Origin of the sequence: Bacillus sp. NPDC094106 (assembly GCF_044764345.1) — a bacterium.
In the GTDB taxonomy this organism is placed as follows: Bacteria; Bacillota; Bacilli; order Bacillales; family Bacillaceae_G; genus Bacillus_A.
In genome coordinates, this window is sequence record NZ_JBIWHY010000005.1 from 152,995 (window position 1) to 168,624 (window position 15,630).

The 15,630-nt window shown below is 36.0% G+C and carries 18 protein-coding genes, 1 pseudogene and 1 riboswitch; of the genes and pseudogenes, 7 read left to right on the forward strand and 12 right to left on the reverse strand.

The window, feature by feature from the left end:
• Positions 1–95 precede the first annotated feature (95 nt).
• From ACIQ7L_RS09270 to ACIQ7L_RS09280, 3 genes are all read right to left on the reverse strand, one after another.
• On the reverse strand, positions 96–1,007 hold the full coding sequence (locus ACIQ7L_RS09270) for a helix-turn-helix transcriptional regulator (RefSeq protein WP_400568445.1): 912 nt from the start codon (positions 1,005–1,007) through the stop codon (positions 96–98).
• A 403-nt stretch (positions 1,008–1,410) separates the two neighbouring features.
• Entirely contained in the window at positions 1,411–2,472 is a 1,062-nt protein-coding gene (locus ACIQ7L_RS09275) for a tetraprenyl-beta-curcumene synthase family protein (protein WP_400568446.1), read from the reverse strand.
• Between the two features lie 59 nt (positions 2,473–2,531).
• Positions 2,532–3,335 carry an alpha/beta hydrolase gene (locus tag ACIQ7L_RS09280; RefSeq protein ID WP_400568448.1) on the reverse strand — a complete coding sequence of 268 codons (804 nt, stop codon included), beginning with the start codon at positions 3,333–3,335 and terminating at the stop codon, positions 2,532–2,534.
• 74 nt (positions 3,336–3,409) lie between these two features.
• On the opposite strand from ACIQ7L_RS09280, the gene ACIQ7L_RS09285 reads away from it, so the two are divergent.
• Both ACIQ7L_RS09285 and ACIQ7L_RS09290 read left to right on the forward strand, forming a co-directional pair.
• On the forward strand, positions 3,410–3,922 hold the full coding sequence (locus ACIQ7L_RS09285) for a gamma carbonic anhydrase (RefSeq protein WP_400568450.1): 513 nt from the start codon (positions 3,410–3,412) through the stop codon (positions 3,920–3,922).
• Between the two features lie 139 nt (positions 3,923–4,061).
• Positions 4,062–4,604 carry a phosphatase PAP2 family protein gene (locus ACIQ7L_RS09290; RefSeq protein ID WP_400568452.1) on the forward strand — a complete coding sequence of 181 codons (543 nt, stop codon included), beginning with the start codon at positions 4,062–4,064 and terminating at the stop codon, positions 4,602–4,604.
• Between the two features lie 1,203 nt (positions 4,605–5,807).
• On the opposite strand, the gene ACIQ7L_RS09295 is transcribed toward ACIQ7L_RS09290, so the two are convergent.
• The 3 genes from ACIQ7L_RS09295 to ACIQ7L_RS09305 form a co-directional block, all read right to left on the reverse strand.
• Complete coding sequence (locus tag ACIQ7L_RS09295; protein ID WP_400568454.1) at positions 5,808–6,221, reverse strand: YjdF family protein; 414 nt, start codon at positions 6,219–6,221, stop codon at positions 5,808–5,810.
• A 199-nt stretch (positions 6,222–6,420) separates the two neighbouring features.
• A complete protein-coding gene (locus tag ACIQ7L_RS09300) occupies positions 6,421–7,020 on the reverse strand; it encodes a molybdenum cofactor guanylyltransferase (RefSeq protein ID WP_400568456.1) in 600 nt (199 codons plus the stop codon).
• Positions 7,017–7,526 carry a MogA/MoaB family molybdenum cofactor biosynthesis protein gene (locus ACIQ7L_RS09305; protein ID WP_400568458.1) on the reverse strand — a complete coding sequence of 170 codons (510 nt, stop codon included), beginning with the start codon at positions 7,524–7,526 and terminating at the stop codon, positions 7,017–7,019. The genes ACIQ7L_RS09300 and ACIQ7L_RS09305 overlap by 4 nt, the downstream gene beginning before the upstream one ends.
• Positions 7,527–7,885: 359 nt before the next feature.
• Between ACIQ7L_RS09305 and ACIQ7L_RS09310 the strand changes: the two genes are divergently transcribed.
• Together ACIQ7L_RS09310 and ACIQ7L_RS09315 are read left to right on the forward strand one after the other, a co-directional pair.
• A complete protein-coding gene (locus ACIQ7L_RS09310) occupies positions 7,886–8,065 on the forward strand; it encodes a hypothetical protein (protein ID WP_400568460.1) in 180 nt (59 codons plus the stop codon).
• 6 nt (positions 8,066–8,071) lie between these two features.
• On the forward strand, positions 8,072–8,263 hold the full coding sequence (locus tag ACIQ7L_RS09315) for a hypothetical protein (protein ID WP_400568462.1): 192 nt from the start codon (positions 8,072–8,074) through the stop codon (positions 8,261–8,263).
• 227 nt (positions 8,264–8,490) lie between these two features.
• Here ACIQ7L_RS09315 and metK read toward each other — a convergent pair whose 3' ends face one another.
• On the reverse strand, positions 8,491–9,690 hold the full coding sequence (gene metK, locus ACIQ7L_RS09320; RefSeq protein WP_335360190.1) for a methionine adenosyltransferase: 1,200 nt from the start codon (positions 9,688–9,690) through the stop codon (positions 8,491–8,493).
• A 165-nt stretch (positions 9,691–9,855) separates the two neighbouring features.
• Positions 9,856–9,978: riboswitch (SAM riboswitch) on the reverse strand.
• Positions 9,979–10,204: 226 nt separating this feature from the next.
• Between metK and pckA the strand changes: the two genes are divergently transcribed.
• Positions 10,205–11,791, forward strand: coding sequence for a phosphoenolpyruvate carboxykinase (ATP) (pckA, locus tag ACIQ7L_RS09325; protein ID WP_400568464.1), 1,587 nt, complete (start codon positions 10,205–10,207; stop codon positions 11,789–11,791).
• A 333-nt stretch (positions 11,792–12,124) separates the two neighbouring features.
• Here pckA and ACIQ7L_RS09330 read toward each other — a convergent pair whose 3' ends face one another.
• Positions 12,125–12,496, reverse strand: coding sequence for an ATP synthase subunit I (locus ACIQ7L_RS09330; protein ID WP_097899389.1), 372 nt, complete (start codon positions 12,494–12,496; stop codon positions 12,125–12,127).
• 255 nt (positions 12,497–12,751) lie between these two features.
• On the opposite strand from ACIQ7L_RS09330, the gene ACIQ7L_RS09335 reads away from it, so the two are divergent.
• Entirely contained in the window at positions 12,752–12,973 is a 222-nt protein-coding gene (locus ACIQ7L_RS09335) for a hypothetical protein (RefSeq protein ID WP_400568466.1), read from the forward strand.
• A gap of 28 nt (positions 12,974–13,001) precedes the next feature.
• Here the strand turns inward: ACIQ7L_RS09335 and ACIQ7L_RS09340 are convergent, their stop codons facing one another.
• Positions 13,002–13,907 carry a DMT family transporter gene (locus tag ACIQ7L_RS09340; RefSeq protein WP_400568468.1) on the reverse strand — a complete coding sequence of 302 codons (906 nt, stop codon included), beginning with the start codon at positions 13,905–13,907 and terminating at the stop codon, positions 13,002–13,004.
• A 113-nt stretch (positions 13,908–14,020) separates the two neighbouring features.
• Entirely contained in the window at positions 14,021–14,344 is a 324-nt protein-coding gene (locus ACIQ7L_RS09345; RefSeq protein WP_400568470.1) for an iron-sulfur cluster biosynthesis family protein, read from the reverse strand.
• 127 nt (positions 14,345–14,471) lie between these two features.
• Between ACIQ7L_RS09345 and ACIQ7L_RS09350 the strand changes: the two are divergent.
• Positions 14,472–14,774: pseudogene (locus ACIQ7L_RS09350) on the forward strand (Nif3-like dinuclear metal center hexameric protein); the annotation flags it as partial.
• A 186-nt stretch (positions 14,775–14,960) separates the two neighbouring features.
• On the opposite strand, the gene ACIQ7L_RS09355 reads toward ACIQ7L_RS09350, so the two are convergent.
• Both ACIQ7L_RS09355 and ACIQ7L_RS09360 read right to left on the reverse strand, forming a co-directional pair.
• Entirely contained in the window at positions 14,961–15,155 is a 195-nt protein-coding gene (locus ACIQ7L_RS09355) for a Cna B-type domain-containing protein (protein WP_400568620.1), read from the reverse strand.
• 216 nt (positions 15,156–15,371) lie between these two features.
• The coding region (locus ACIQ7L_RS09360; RefSeq protein ID WP_400568472.1) for an LPXTG cell wall anchor domain-containing protein at positions 15,372–15,630 on the reverse strand (259 nt) is incomplete at its 5' end.

Genomic DNA, 15,630 nt, shown 5'->3' on the forward strand with positions numbered 1-15,630 from the left:
TCTCCCACCTAAAAAGAGGGATTTTATGTCGGTTTTTTAATTGATGTATATAATTAATATAGAAAGTATAGCATTCATAGTATGACAACAGTCTGTCAGCTTTTATAAATAAATTCAATTTCATTCTTATATGCATTTTCAAGCCATAGTGGCGCTAATATTTTTACATGCCTACCAAACATCAATAAAAATGGCAATAAGTTTTTATTGGTATCATAATGGAAGGTTACTTTTAAACTCCCGTCTTCAAGTGCCGTTATTTCATCCTCAGTAAAAAAATCGTATAATTTCCCAAGTTCACTTTTTGAAAACAACAATATAATCTTCTCTACTTTAACTGCCTTATTCGTTACGCATTCGCTTTTCCCCGTATAGGCTGTTCTAGTATTGTCATGTATTACTTCCATATCTCTGATCCTAGTCAATTTAAATACTCTCAAAGCTTTTCTGGATTCGCAAAAGGCTTCTAAATACCAGCTACCATTCATAAAATTTAATTTTAAAGGTTGAATCATTCGACTAGATCTATTCCCTGTTTGTGACACATAAGAAATACGGATTTTATTCCCTTCATCAATTATAGAAAGTACTTTTTTGATCTTTCGTTTTGTTTCTTCTTCTATCGTTTCTCGATGCAATGTAGATGATGATATTGTGATATTGGAATGATACTCCTCTTTATTTTCTTTCAACAGTTCTATTTTTTTTTGTAAAATTGATAATTGATTACTATCAAACAGTTCATTTTTTAATGTTAAACCTTCTAATAAAAACTTCTTTTCTTCTTCATTAAATGTAAATTTATCTAGTCGATAGTTATCAATTAAAGTAAAACCACCATTCTTTCCTAAATAAGAAATTACAGGAATACCAATTGATGATAAAGCATCTATATCTCGATAGATCGTTCTTTTACTTACTTCAAATGTATTGGCTAATTCTTCAGCAGAAACAATATCTTTCTTCAATAAATAGATAAGTATGGAAAACATTCTCTCTGTTTTCATGGCGTACCGGGCCTCCTATGGGGGATATGTGAACGATTAACAGATCGACTTTCAATGAGCCTTTTATCTTCCAAGATCGTTATTGCATACAAAAAGAACCGGATGTTGGCCAGTTCACTCCCATTTCCTTTCATTATTTTACAAAATACTTTTTTCTTCAACTCTAAGTAAACCAAACCTATATTTTCAACATATAAGTTGCTGCTATGCAGAACAAAACATGACCTGCTCTCGCATTCTCCCTTTGTTTTCACCCTTGCATGTGGCAGAAAAAGACCCTGACGCTTCTATGCATGGCCAGATGCTCTCTCCCACCCAAAAAGAGGGGTTTTGTTTTATGTCGGTTTTTAACTTATATTTATATAATAAAGAAGACCACTCCTAAAAAGAGCGGTCTCCTTTATCACTGCGCCATTTTCTTTCGGTATATCTTCCCGTTCCAATAGAAGAACCGTGAAGTAAAGCCGCCATATTTCACAATGCGCCGTGCCATATGTTGCATATTCTTTTTCTCTGATACTTTTTGATCTGACAAATAAATTCCTAGTAGCCCGCGGCTAATTAAACGATGAAACTTTGCATGAGGTAAGTCTCCAATACTTCTTTCTGCTTCTTTCACAAAATGCTTCATTCGCTCTAATATGGCCTGCTCATTCTCATAATAACTACAGAAATTTAAATCCCCGCCAATGCGATCTTCTTCTTGATCGATGAAATAATCAAGTAAAATATGAAGACCTTGGACGTAAGGGAAATACCCTTGTTTAATCTTCGCAATATCTTCATCAAGTAATTCATCATGAAATGCATATGCCACGAGACAAAAGATTCCAAGTGTCGATCCCGCACATGCTGAAAATTCAAACCAACTCATTGGCGGTACATTTTCCTTATGAGCTTCAAACCATGTTTGCAAACGTGGTTCTCGCTCTTCTAATTTCACATGCTTATGAATTTGCAAGTCACAGTAATAACAAGCAAGTTCATGAAGGATTGGGGCAATCTTATTATAGTGCTTTGTTTTTCTTAGCACATCTTGGCATGTTGCAACAAGTTCATCTAAATAACCACCATCATCTTGATCATCTCGATAACGATAGTAATTCGCTCCTTCACTTTCAGGCGTTAATGCTGCTAACATCGATTCATGTAATGCAGCAAAATCATTCGGATCAAGCGATGTACTGCGATCACATAAGTTGTCTAAGTAATCACTAATCGTCTGATACGCCACAATAAAACGAATACATTCCTCACGGTGTTCATTTGCAAGCAACGCTAAAATACCACCGCCTTCACAATGAAACGTTTTATGTTCAATACTTGCAATAGCTTGACTATGAAGCTCATCATTCGGAATATGGTAGGCACGCTCTTTCCACATCGCTAGCTCATGGTGTACTACCGGAAACACATCACGGTATACTTTCGCCATGAGCGTTATGGGATTACTCGGTACGTTCACTTCTTCCTTCATCTCCTCTATTGAATGTACAAATAATAAAGAAGAAAACTTTCTCTTCATTATTTATTTGTTTCTATTATGTTATTGACATGTATTTCAGTAAATGCTTTGATATAGTTCAAAATTTCGTCTTGCTCATACTCATTTAATAACTCATGATAACAATTCGGCCATTCTTTATATGTCTTGTCACTAACCTTTAAGTTATCAAACCATTTACGGACACGTGTTTTATCTACAAGTTTATCCTCACAAGCCTGCATTAGCAAGAGCGGGACGTCTGGGAACTCATCGATTTTGTCATGAGCAATCTGGATAGATTTTATCAATTCACTATACCAACGAACTGACACCTTGCGCAAGAACAATGAATCATTTTCCATCGCATCGCGAATTTCTTTATTTCTTGTTGACATTTCGACTGTAAGATTTGTTGGGAATTGTAATTTCGGCATGAAAATATTTAACAACTTTGAAGCAGCCCGAAGCGGTGCGGCAGGTACAGTTAAAACTCCTAAACATGGCGAACTTAATATAATTCCATCTATATCGTCCCTCTTCGTTTCTTCCATCATCCGAATAACGATAAGACCGCCCATGCTATGTCCAAATAAAAAAATAGGCACTCGATATTTTCTTGCTTCCTTCACCCATAATTTTATTTCTTCTATGTATTCATCAAATGAGTCAATATGTCCTCTATTTCTTGAAGTTGTTCCATGAGCTGGAAGATCCCCCATAACAACATGATAACCGAAATGATTCCACATTTCTGCAATCCCTTCATAACGCCCGTGATATTCCATCGCACCGTGTACAATTACGATTACAGCTTTTGCCGCTTCCGCTTCATAATTCCACATACGAAACTCCTCCATTTCACTCTTTTTCATAATTTGATACACTAAAACTAGTTTCTAGGAAAGGAAGGCTTTACATGATATATCCTTATAAAGATAAAAATCCGAAAATTGCAAGTAGTGCTTTTATCGCTGACTACGTTACGATTACAGGTGATGTCACAATTGGTGAAGAATCAAGCATTTGGTTTAATACTATCATTCGTGGCGATGTGTCTCCAACAATCATTGGAAACAGAGTAAATGTACAAGATCAATGTACACTTCACCAAAGTCCACAGTACCCTCTTCTTCTAGAAGATGATGTTACAGTTGGGCATCAAGTTATTTTACATAGCTGCACAATAAAAAAAGATGCTTTAATTGGGATGGGATCTATTATTTTAGATGGTGCTGAAATTGGCGAAGGTGCATTCATTGGTGCCGGTAGTCTCGTTTCACAAGGTAAGAAAATTCCGCCTAATACATTAGCATTCGGTCGTCCTGCGAAAGTGATTCGCGAATTAACAGACGAAGACCGAGAAGATATGGAGCGTATTCGCAGACAGTATGTTGAAAAAGGACAATACTATAAATCCTTGCAAAAATAATTCCACTCGCTGCCGTTATATTGGCAGCTTTTTTTAACCCTAACGTTTTCTTTACAAAATCTTATTATTCACTCAATAAAATCTTATTAAAATAGAAAATAATACCTCAATATATATGTAAACGAGGAGGAGAGATTTTATGAAAGCTAAATCCATCAGCTCCTTATATAAAATAGAATGTTACATTTTTAAAGGAATTAACCGTTACTTTGATCAAAAAACATTAAATATCTTTTTCCGTACCATTACACATATTGGTGGTGCAACCTTTTCTATCTCACTAGCGCTGTGCTTTCTTATTTTTTCAAAAGGGCTCCTCCATCATGCAGCAATTGCGGCCAGCTTGTCATTAGCGATTAGCCATATTCCTGTGCAAATATTAAAAAGATGGTATCCACGGAAACGGCCGTATTTAGCCATCCAAGATGCAAAATACCCATTGCATCCGTTAACAGATCATTCCTTTCCATCTGGTCACACAACAGCTGTTTTTTCTGTTTTCGTTCCACTTATTTGCTATCATCCAAACTTAATAGTCATTTTACTTCCAGTAGCGCTATGTGTTGGAATTTCTCGTATTTATCTTGGGCTTCATTATCCATCAGATGTATTTGTAGGTATGTGCCTAGGCACATGTTCTGGCATCATCTCTTTTTATCAATTCATACCACTTTTCATGTGAATAATGAAAAAATGCGTAAGCAAATGGAAAATGCCACCTCTATCTGAATGCCCGTCCAATCATGCTCGACGTCTTTTAGAGTATTATCAGGAACATTGGCAGTTCTTACAAATCAGTTAGGCTATGCCTAACTGAAATTCATCCCCATCTTACCGCTGTGCTCTTGCCCGTCACGCGTTTGAAGATGGGGATGAATTTCGGAAATACGTTACATAAAAAAGAATCCCTTATTCCTTTTGGGACTCTTTTTTAAGTTTACTCACACAAATGATCTGTACATCAATAATTCGTCTTTGAAATACAGATCATTTGTATGATAATTTTTATAAATAATTGCTGAATAATAAACTTACATAAATGCTTTTAAAAGCTCTTGTACTAATGGAATTACTCCACCTATAAATTTTAAAACTGCCATTGCGATTTCCATATTATTCCCTCCTTTATTATAATATTAAGTTTTATAAATCTTTATACCCCTATTATAGTAAGCGCTTACAAAAATAGCAATACTTTTTTATACATAATATTTTATATAATACATCTCACTGTTTTATATAGGGGGGATGACCGAGATACATGTAATTTCGGGTCATATTCTGTATTTTTTTCAAAAAACTATATTTTGTTGGAACAAAAAAGTTTGAAATCAATAATGCTATGCGCATCATCACAGTCGAGAACCGTTGGGGTAGTTGGTATTACAGACAGATTCAGTTCTCAGGCATGATGACAAGAACAAATCCTGTCATATGTTCATAATTTCGTAAAAAACTTATATAACGTTTTTATAATTTACGTGTTAAACTTGTAACATCTAAGGAAGTCATTCTCTACCATTTGTCTTTTTTATTTCCCTGTTAGTAGCTCTAGAGTCCCCCTCTAGGGCTTTTTTTTATCCTTATTTAGCTGGAATTATAAATACAAAGTCATGTGCACCAATTCCTCTCTCTCAGTTTTTAGGACAGGGGTTTACCCACCATAAAGAATTCCGTACTTGGCTATCTATCATTACTAATCAGTATAGAAAGGATTCAGCTGTATTAAATCCCTTTTCATGTAAGGGATGTGAGTGCAAAATCATGGATATTTTTAGGCGAAATCAACTGGCTCTCTTTCAAGTTTTCCTTTAAATCATGAACATATAAATATTATCGCCGTTTTCGAAGATAAAAAACATCCGCTAAATTAGCGGATGTTCTTTTATTTCCCTCGGTGTTTTGCTTTCCGTTTTTGGATTTTCATTTGTCTCTTTTGTTCTTTTAATTCTTCTTTCATTTGACGTGTAATACATTTATTCATTTTCTTTTTTTGTTCTAATTCTATTCTCAATGCTTCATAAGATTTGTTAGAAACTCCATGATTTTTCATTTCTTTGGCTGCTAATCTTATTAATCTTTTAGGATTGATAGCCTTATTTTTTCTTTTATCAATAGAGTTTTTAACACCTGATGTACAATTTAATAACGGAATCATATCATGAAAAATGAAATCCAGTATTTCACTATCTTTTGGTTCTGATCTAAAAGTATGTTTACATACCTTCAACTTATTATTTTCCATCATTTCAACTATTCCAATCCAAAATTGTCCATCAAAGTAAATCGTAAGTTTCATTGAAAATCCCCCTTTTTATTACATGAGTGATGGACATCCCAGGGGGGAAGGTTATTGACAATAATTATTAAATTATTGCGTCCGGACTACCAACCGAACTGTATTTTTTCACTCTAAACTTATTATATTTCAAAATTTAGATTTGTAAACATTTAGCTGATATCACACTTTTAATCTTTACAACAGCATATTGATGGAACTACTCAGCCCCTTTTTTATACAACTGTATATATTCTTCCTTCGTATTCACATTCACAAACCATTCTTTTGGCATATTTATTTCTTCTCCTACTACATACTTTACGTTACACTGTGATAAAAGTTGTCCCATGCTTCGTTTGTCTTCCTCTAGTAGCGGATAAATTTTCTTTTTCACACTCCAGTGATACGCTGCTAATAATGGCTGTTTCCTTCCATCTATAATCGGAACAACTGCTTCACATTCATCACTCATTAGCCTTACTAATTCCGTAATCCACTCACTTGAAACATTTGGCGTATCACAAGGAGAAACGATATACCACTCCGCCTTACTATGCTCCATTCCTGATACAATTCCAGCAAGTGGACCCTTCCCACGGTAAGAAGGAATATCTTCTATAACAGGAACTTCAACTAAAGTAACAATTCTTTCTTTTATATCCGGATGAGTAATCACAACTACATCTTGGATGGTCGTCTTCATCACCTTAAGGATCTGCTCAATAAAAGTACGCCCTTGCCAATTTACCAATGCTTTCGGCTCCCCAAAACGTCTCGACATACCACCTGCTAATACAATGCCAGCTATTTTTTTCATTGACGGTACAACTCAAATGTAATGTGCCCTAGCTCTGGTAAAATCAATTTATTCATCGCAAGACGAACGGCTCCGCTAGAACCCGGCATTGAAAAAACAACTTTTCTGCCAATTGTTCCTCCAATTGCTCGACTTAACATCGCTGCGCTTCCGATATCCTCTAAGTAACTAATCATGCGGAACAGCTCACCAAAACCAACGATTTCTTTATCTAATAATGCCGAAACAGCTTCAATCGTCACATCACGCTTTGTAATACCTGTTCCTCCGTTTGTTAATACAATATCAACATCCTCTTGATGATAGCCAGATAATACAGCTTGCTGAATACTTTCTTTATCATCTTTCACAATTTCATAAGCTGTCACCTTATGCCCTGCTTCTATTAATAGTTCTTTTAGTAACTTACCACTCTTATCTGTTTCTTCTGTACGTGTATCAGAGACTGTGATAATTTTACAGCGCACTTCTTTTGGCGCTTGTTTTTTATGTTCTGTTACGCTCATTTCTCTTCTCTCCTTCTGATAAACTATTCTTCATTTTATCATATCGTATAGAAATGCCATTCAATATGAAGTACATCACATTTACATAATTATCTAGTGAATAACGAAAACACCATGATACAATATCAGTATATATATCCATAAAAAGGGAGTTTTTTTCACCTCAGATTCTATTTCTAATCCTGTTAACCTTATTCCAGTTGATTACCTGTAGCTATTTTAAAATGATACATCTTAACGCCGGACTGTTCTAACAAGTGCAGCAATCCCTCTCACACTTGCTTATTTCGTGAATTGGATTTGGAGACGTACAAAAATAATTGATACTGAATCATATTTTATGATTAGGAGGCTTACATATGGGACTCTACCAAAAACTAACAACAACATTTATTCTTCTAGTTGTCGCTTCTATAAGTGCCGGATTTGCCTTAAAAGACGCTGTGCCAAATGCTGCAATTGGCGGAATTGGATTTGCAACGCTATTTTTGCTATGCAGTGCTTTTTGTGCTGGAAAAGCTCGCCAGAAGAAAGGATGATGACCAATGTTCCGGAAAAAGCCAACACTTTGTAAATCATGTGGTAAAGAGATTGAAACGTATGAAAAAGCGTGGATTCATATGCCCTTGCCTGCAAGCGGGATGACAAATATAAAGAAGTACATTGAACTCGAAGGTGAAGTATATTGTAGTTCATGTGTTGAAGTATTAAAAAGAAGTAATTATGAGGTGAAGTAAAATCCAATGACAACAAGCGATAGGGTTATTTCAATTTTAAAAGATTATAGACAAGACAATTTTATGGAAATCCCGTCACGACAGCTGGGCAAGAATAGGCCGTGAAAATGTAATGTATGTATTACATACATTACAACGTTATTTACAATCTGCTAATAAAGAGAGCTTTATGTATTTTTACAAATAAAAAAGCTTTGCGCCTTCGCGCAAAGCTTTTTCTTCCTATATTATAGACCAGCTTGCTCTTTTAAAGCTGCTGCTTTGTCTGTACGTTCCCATGAAAGATCTACATCAGTACGTCCGAAGTGGCCGTAAGCTGCTGTTTGTTTGTAAATTGGGCGACGTAAGTCTAACATTTTGATGATACCAGCTGGGCGAAGATCGAAGTTATTACGAACTAGTTCTACTAGTACTTCTTCAGATACTTTGCCAGTGCCAAATGTATCAACTGAAATTGATACCGGTTGTGCTACGCCGATTGCGTATGCAAGTTGTACTTCTGCTTTGTCAGCAAGACCAGCTGCTACGATGTTTTTCGCAACATAACGAGCTGCGTATGCTGCAGAACGGTCAACTTTTGTTGCATCCTTACCAGAGAATGCACCGCCGCCGTGACGAGCGTATCCACCGTAAGTATCAACGATAATTTTACGTCCTGTTAAACCAGCATCCCCTTGTGGTCCACCGATTACAAAGCGGCCAGTTGGGTTAATGAAGAATTTCGTTTCTTCATCCATTAATTCTGCTGGTACTACAGCTTTAATCACGTGCTCTTTTAAGTCACGATCGATTTGTTCCCATGTAGCTTCTGGATGGTGCTGTGTAGAAATTACAATTGTATCGATGCGTACTGGCTTACCATTTTCATCATACTCAACTGTAACTTGCGTTTTACCGTCTGGACGTAAATATTCTAATGTTTCATCTTTACGAACTTCCGTTAAACGACGAGCTAATTTGTGAGCAAGTGAGATTGGAAGTGGCATTAATTCTTTTGTTTCATTACATGCGAAACCAAACATTAAACCTTGGTCTCCTGCACCAATTGCCTCAATCTCAGCGTCAGTCATTTGACCTTCACGTGCTTCTAGCGCTTGGTCAACACCCATAGCGATGTCAGCAGATTGCTCATCGATAGATGTTAAAACTGCACAAGTTTCTGCATCGAATCCGTATTTTGCACGAGTATAACCGATACCTTGGATTGTTTCACGAACGATTTTTGGAATATCTACATAAGTAGAAGTCGTAATTTCCCCCGCTACCAATACTAAACCAGTTGTTACTGTTGTTTCACAAGCTACACGTGCGTTTGCGTCTTTTTCTAAGATCGCATCTAAAATTGAATCAGAAATTTGGTCACAAATTTTATCTGGATGTCCTTCAGTTACAGACTCAGATGTGAACAGATGACGTTGTTTTGTCATGTGGTAAACCTCCCTACAGTAATTGTATATATTGTACGGAACTCATCCTTAATTTGCCACAAACTGCGACATTCATATATTCCCACACAAGTATAAAGAAAAACCTTTCCTATTATATAGAGGAAAGGTTTAATTTGCTACTTGCATACTGCTTTTTGCCCTTCGCTCTTATCGTTCGAGACCTTTAGCCTCGCACAGGTTTTAGCACCTATTCACCTGTTTATTACCATTACAAGTGAGGTTGCTGGGCTTCATCGGGCCTGTCCCTCCGCCAGCTCGGGATAAGAGAGTATCCGTCCCAACCTATACTAAAGAAATGACATTCATTTGTCAATTAATATTCACATATTCCTACAAGTTTTTCGCAGTGTATTTCGAGCAAAATTTAATAGGAAAATATTGCATTCGCACAAACAAAAATAAATAAATAGTATACATTATTTATATGATTGTGTTATACTCTTAGTGGGATTGCGAGAAACATTTCATAAAATGAAAAGGATGGTATATAAATATGAGTACTGTGAATGTCCAAATTGGATTACATGAATTACTGAACGGAAGCAATGCACAGGTTCAACTAAGCGTTCCACAGTTAGTGGAAAAAGTATTAATGAGAAACGAAGGAAAATTAACTTCTACTGGCGCTGTTTCTGCTTCAACAGGTAAATATACAGGACGTTCTCCTAAAGACAAATTTATTGTGAAAGAAGCATCGGTTGCAGACAAAATTGCTTGGGGATCTGTAAACCAACCGATTTCTGAAGAACATTTTAATAAATTATATACAAAAGTGTTAGAATACTTAAAAGAAAAAGATGAACTATTCGTATTTAAAGGATTTGCTGGTGCTGACCGTAACTATCGTCTTCCAATGCAAGTTATTAACGAATATGCATGGCACAATTTATTCGTACATCAATTATTTATTCGTCCAACTGAAGAAGAAGAAAAAAATCATGAAGCACAGTTTACAATTGTTTCTGCACCAAGCTTTAAAGCAGATCCAGCAATTGACGGTACAAACTCTGAAGCATTTATTATGATTTCATTTGAGAAACGTATCGTATTAATTGGTGGTACAGAATACGCTGGAGAAATGAAAAAATCTATCTTCTCTATTATGAACTTCTTACTTCCAGAACAAGATATCTTTTCTATGCACTGCTCTGCAAACGTAGGTGAAGAAGGTGACGTAGCCTTATTCTTCGGTTTATCTGGAACAGGTAAAACAACATTATCAGCTGATCCACAACGTAAATTAATTGGTGATGATGAGCACGGCTGGTCTGATAATGGTGTATTCAATATTGAAGGCGGTTGCTACGCAAAATGTATTAACCTTTCTCACGAAAAAGAGCCACAAATCTTTGATGCAATTAAGTTTGGATCAGTATTAGAAAACGTTGTAATTGACAACCAAACACGCGTTGCAGATTATAACGATACAGCATTAACAGAAAACACACGTGCTGCATACCCAATCCATGCGATTGACAATATCGTATTACCAAGTGTTGCAGGACATCCAAATACAATTATTTTCTTAACTGCTGATGCATCTGGCGTATTGCCTCCAATCAGTAAGTTAACGAAAGAACAAGCTATGTACCATTTCTTAAGTGGTTACACTAGTAAACTAGCAGGAACTGAGCGCGGTGTTACATCTCCGCAAGCTACATTCTCAACTTGCTTCGGTTCACCATTCTTACCGCTTGATGCATCTCGCTATGCGGAAATGCTTGGTGAAAAAATCGAGAAACACGATGCAAAAGTATTCTTAGTAAACACTGGCTGGACTGGTGGCGAATACGGCGTTGGAAAACGTATGAACTTAGGTTACACTCGCGCAATGGTGCAAGCTGCACTAAATGGTGAACTTGATAAAGTGGAAACAGCAAAACATGACATTTTCGGTCTTGAAGTTCCACTTCATGTACCTGGTGTACCAGATGAAGTATTAATGCCTGAACAAACATGGGCTGATAAAGCTGCTTACAAAGCAAAAGCACTTGAACTTGCTAGCAAATTCAAAGAAAACTTCAAGAAATTCGGTAGCGTTTCTGAAGACATTATCAACCTTGGCGGTCCAATCGCTTAATTTACCTTTTACTGTATGAATGACCCTTTACTCATATGAATAAGTTTGTTGTAACCTAAAAAGCACGCGTACTCACCGACAAAACCCAATGCGGCTTTGCAGGTTACACATACTTACAATAAAAAAGAGGCTTACGATTTTGTCGTAAGCCTCTTTCTTTATATCCACTTGGATTTTTCAACATATAAATCGCAGCTTTGGAAACAAAAACAAATTCCCTACTCTCTTTCTCCTTTTGTTTTCACATGGCATGGGGCGGAAAAAGGCACTAACCGCTCCTATCCATCGCTGGACGCTCTTTTCCACCCAAAAAGAAAGGTTTTATGTCGTTATCTATTTCTTCTCATCTTTCATGCTGTAATATCCTAAATTTATTACGATTAAGAAATAACCACCCATAATACCAACAGCAAATGCCCACATGACCATATGGTGTTCGATCTCATACATAATAATTGCACCAAGTATTGCTGCCGCAAATCGATTAATCATACCGAGCGTTGGCGCCTTCGTCTTTTTTACAACACTATCTCCAAGCTTTTCAATGCGTCTTCCTAAAATCCAAACGCAATACATACTAACAATGAGTCCAATTCCCATACCTAAAAAGTGAGCAGAAAAAGGGGTTATTGCCCACCCTAATAACATTATGCCTAACAAATAATACATTTGGATTTTAAACGCCCTTAGTGACATATTAATCATGCTGTACTCCTTTTATCATCTTATTTACATATCATCAGATCTTGTCTGTTACATTCCTAGAAAAACAATATAAACACTATCTCTATGTTGTTAAAATATTTTTCGAAAATAATATTATACAAGATTTATAATGTCGGTTCAGGATATTTTGTGACGTTTTTGCAAACATTTTTTCATCCATTTACGAAAAAGTTGATATCAATCTATGAACATATGGATATGATGTAGTAAGTACACAAATAAAGGGGGCGACTAATGGTTTATTCTTTAATGGCTCTCATTCATTTCATTATCCCTGCACTTATTGGGCTCTCATTATATTGGTACACCAAAAATTATAGTATCTTCTATGCTGTCCTCGGTGTCCTTCTTCCTGGTATCATTCTCATTGCACTGTTTCGCATACCTTTTCTCAACTTAATCCCACTTATTACCGCTATTTTATTTCTTATATTTTTACCAAAAATAAAAAAATAGGAAAGCAGATCATGAATGATCTACTTTCCTATTTTGATATATGTTCTGATATAGCAGGCCGTGCTTCTAGCTTTTCAGACTTCACAAACCACAAACCAAGAAAAATAATCCCACCGCCAATCATTTGCTGCAATGAAATATGTTCCTTCGCCCATACTGCTGCAAATAAAACCGCCACAAGCGGTGTAATATACATATACACCATCGTATGAGATGCACCAATTTTTTGAACTCCGATATACCACATAACTAAACCGAATACCGTTACAAAGAAAATAGAATATAATAGCGCAAACCATGTCATTCCTTGTTCAATCTGAAACGGCAACGAAAAAATATGCCAACCACTCAATATGACAAGCGGAATCACTCCAACAACTGCTGACCACGCCGTCACACGAAGTGCTGAATATTTTTTGATAAGCGGTCCCGCTAGTACTGGATATAGCCCCCAGCACATCGATGTAATGAGTCCAACTCCATTTCCATAAACAGACCCCGCAAGTGAATGCCCTGCTAATAAAACAAGAGCTGCGCCAGTGCAAGCTATAATAGAGCCAACTAACTTTCGAGAAGAAAATTTCTCTTGTTTAAGTAAAATTGCAAACATCGTGGTAAAAATAGGTGAAATGGAAATAAGTAACGAAGCGTTTGTTGCAGATGTATATTTGACAGTTTCCATAAATAAAGTTTGATACAAGGCAATGCCAACAATACTGACAATAACAAGCCTTGGTATATCTCTTCGCTCCATGTGCAGTGACTTTTCAATATAAAATGTAAGTACTAATAATAGCGGTGCGGCTGCTATCATACGAAGTGCCGTAAACTCAAGTGCTGTAAATTCTTCCAGCCCATATTTCGCAATTGTATAATTAACACCCCAAATAATCACAACACTTAAAAGTAATAATTCAATCCCCCATCTTCTCATACGCACACCCCTCCGCAAAGAAAATTATACAGAAAATTCAATCTAATGTACATTTTATTAGCTAAAGAATGTCATCAGAAAAAGGAGCGCACAATTCGCTCCTTCTTAATTAGTTATACTCGAATATGAAGTTTCATGTTTGGATTATAAAATTGACTCGGGCTTTTCAGCTGAAAATGTCCCCCTGATTCGTGCAAATCAACAATTAACTTATCATCCATAAACACAAGCTTCGTGCGATCTGCAATAAACTGAAATTTATTAGATTCAATGTCTACATCACGTTCATCTTTCTCTGATACAGCTACTAAATCAATAATCCCACTCATCACACAGCCGCATCCTTCATTATCATAAAATAACTTTATATAATTCGTTTCACTTGGAATCGTATCCATAATCCTTTTATATGCTGCATCTGTTACAGTAACATACATATTGTGTTCCTCCCTATTTCTATACGTAATTTTTATATTGTACCATTCTTTTCATACATTTTACCTGTTTGTTATATGCAGAAAATTAAGACTAATATATAATATCAAAGATAAAGGAGGATGTATTATGCCAGCCTTACAAGAAGTACAACATGCACTAGATCATTTATTCCAAATCAAAAAATACGGAAAAGATAGTGCCTTTAGTCGCTTTATTCCAGCTGTATACGATTCAATCGAATTCCCTTGGCAACAATTTTTTGAAACAGATTTTGTAAACATCTTTAACGGGCTTATGATAAAAGGCGCCGAAACTGTCAACACAGTCTTTTTAGCTGTATTCCCAACTGATGATGTTCTCGAAAAATTCATCTCACAATCTCAGCCGGGTGATTTACTTTTTATGCATCATCCCCTTGTAGTTGATTGTTTGAAAAAACTCGCAGTATGAAAAAGAAATAACTTGATTTACAAAACCAATTTTACCAAAACCTTACTTTTTATAACTTTATATCTTGTTATTTGGATGTAATGTTGTTACAATAACATCAAGATATATATATACCTACATTCAAAAAGAAGAATTTTAATAGCAAGGTTTGAATTTTTATTTTCTCTAATGATTCTTATACAGCTTACCTTCGGCGTCGCATGCCACTACCTTTGTAAGCGTATACTTCAAACTGCTTACTTCTGTTACTTCTTGCGTTCTAATGACTTGACCATTTTGTAGTAAGTCTACTTTGACCTTTTTCAGACGGTTTGTCGCATTATCGTCTTTCCATGTCTTTGTTCCTTCTACTACTGTTATCTAGGACACTTTTGTATTTGTAATGTATATATATATCTTGTCACGTAAAAATATTCATCTCCCGCCAATTTGTTGGTTCTATAATCCTTTACACAAATTGAGAAGGGAGAATTTTAATAAAAAACATGCCAAGCGCTTTTTTAGCACTTGGCATGTTTTTTTACTTAATGACTACAATACTAGCATCGTAGTACTATGAATGATCTAATTTTATTATTAACCTCGTTGACGACGGAATAAGATTCCCCCAAAGACTAACAACAACACACCTACAAACATTGAAATAAGTTCCGTTGGTGTTCCTCCTGTTTTAGGAAGTAATACTGATTGCTTATTACTTTCTTTAGCAGATGAAACTTTCGAATTGTGATCTGTGCTTGTATTTGTAGTTGTACCTGTTTCTGTATGTGTTCCCGTCTCTGTACCGGTATTTGTAGTTGTACCTGTTTCTGTACCTGTTCCCGTTTCTGTACCG

What these genes read in the sequence shown, in the direction of transcription:
- metK (WP_335360190.1), bottom strand. Translation starts at nt 9,690, where the DNA reads ATGACAAAACAACGTCATCTGTTCACATCTGAGTCTGTAACTGAAGGA.
- ACIQ7L_RS09290 (WP_400568452.1), top strand. Translation starts at nt 4,062, where the DNA reads ATGAAAGCTAAATCCATCAGCTCCTTATATAAAATAGAATGTTACATT.
- ACIQ7L_RS09315 (WP_400568462.1), top strand. Translation starts at nt 8,072, where the DNA reads ATGTTCCGGAAAAAGCCAACACTTTGTAAATCATGTGGTAAAGAGATT.
- ACIQ7L_RS09295 (WP_400568454.1), bottom strand. Translation starts at nt 6,221, where the DNA reads ATGAAACTTACGATTTACTTTGATGGACAATTTTGGATTGGAATAGTT.
- ACIQ7L_RS09305 (WP_400568458.1), bottom strand. Translation starts at nt 7,526, where the DNA reads ATGAGCGTAACAGAACATAAAAAACAAGCGCCAAAAGAAGTGCGCTGT.
- ACIQ7L_RS09310 (WP_400568460.1), top strand. Translation starts at nt 7,886, where the DNA reads ATGGGACTCTACCAAAAACTAACAACAACATTTATTCTTCTAGTTGTC.
- ACIQ7L_RS09330 (WP_097899389.1), bottom strand. Translation starts at nt 12,496, where the DNA reads ATGATTAATATGTCACTAAGGGCGTTTAAAATCCAAATGTATTATTTG.
- ACIQ7L_RS09300 (WP_400568456.1), bottom strand. Translation starts at nt 7,020, where the DNA reads ATGAAAAAAATAGCTGGCATTGTATTAGCAGGTGGTATGTCGAGACGT.
- ACIQ7L_RS09345 (WP_400568470.1), bottom strand. Translation starts at nt 14,344, where the DNA reads ATGTATGTTACTGTAACAGATGCAGCATATAAAAGGATTATGGATACG.
- ACIQ7L_RS09280 (WP_400568448.1), bottom strand. Translation starts at nt 3,335, where the DNA reads ATGTGGAATTATGAAGCGGAAGCGGCAAAAGCTGTAATCGTAATTGTA.
- pckA (WP_400568464.1), top strand. Translation starts at nt 10,205, where the DNA reads ATGAGTACTGTGAATGTCCAAATTGGATTACATGAATTACTGAACGGA.
- ACIQ7L_RS09335 (WP_400568466.1), top strand. Translation starts at nt 12,752, where the DNA reads ATGGTTTATTCTTTAATGGCTCTCATTCATTTCATTATCCCTGCACTT.
- ACIQ7L_RS09340 (WP_400568468.1), bottom strand. Translation starts at nt 13,907, where the DNA reads ATGAGAAGATGGGGGATTGAATTATTACTTTTAAGTGTTGTGATTATT.
- ACIQ7L_RS09285 (WP_400568450.1), top strand. Translation starts at nt 3,410, where the DNA reads ATGATATATCCTTATAAAGATAAAAATCCGAAAATTGCAAGTAGTGCT.
- ACIQ7L_RS09270 (WP_400568445.1), bottom strand. Translation starts at nt 1,007, where the DNA reads ATGAAAACAGAGAGAATGTTTTCCATACTTATCTATTTATTGAAGAAA.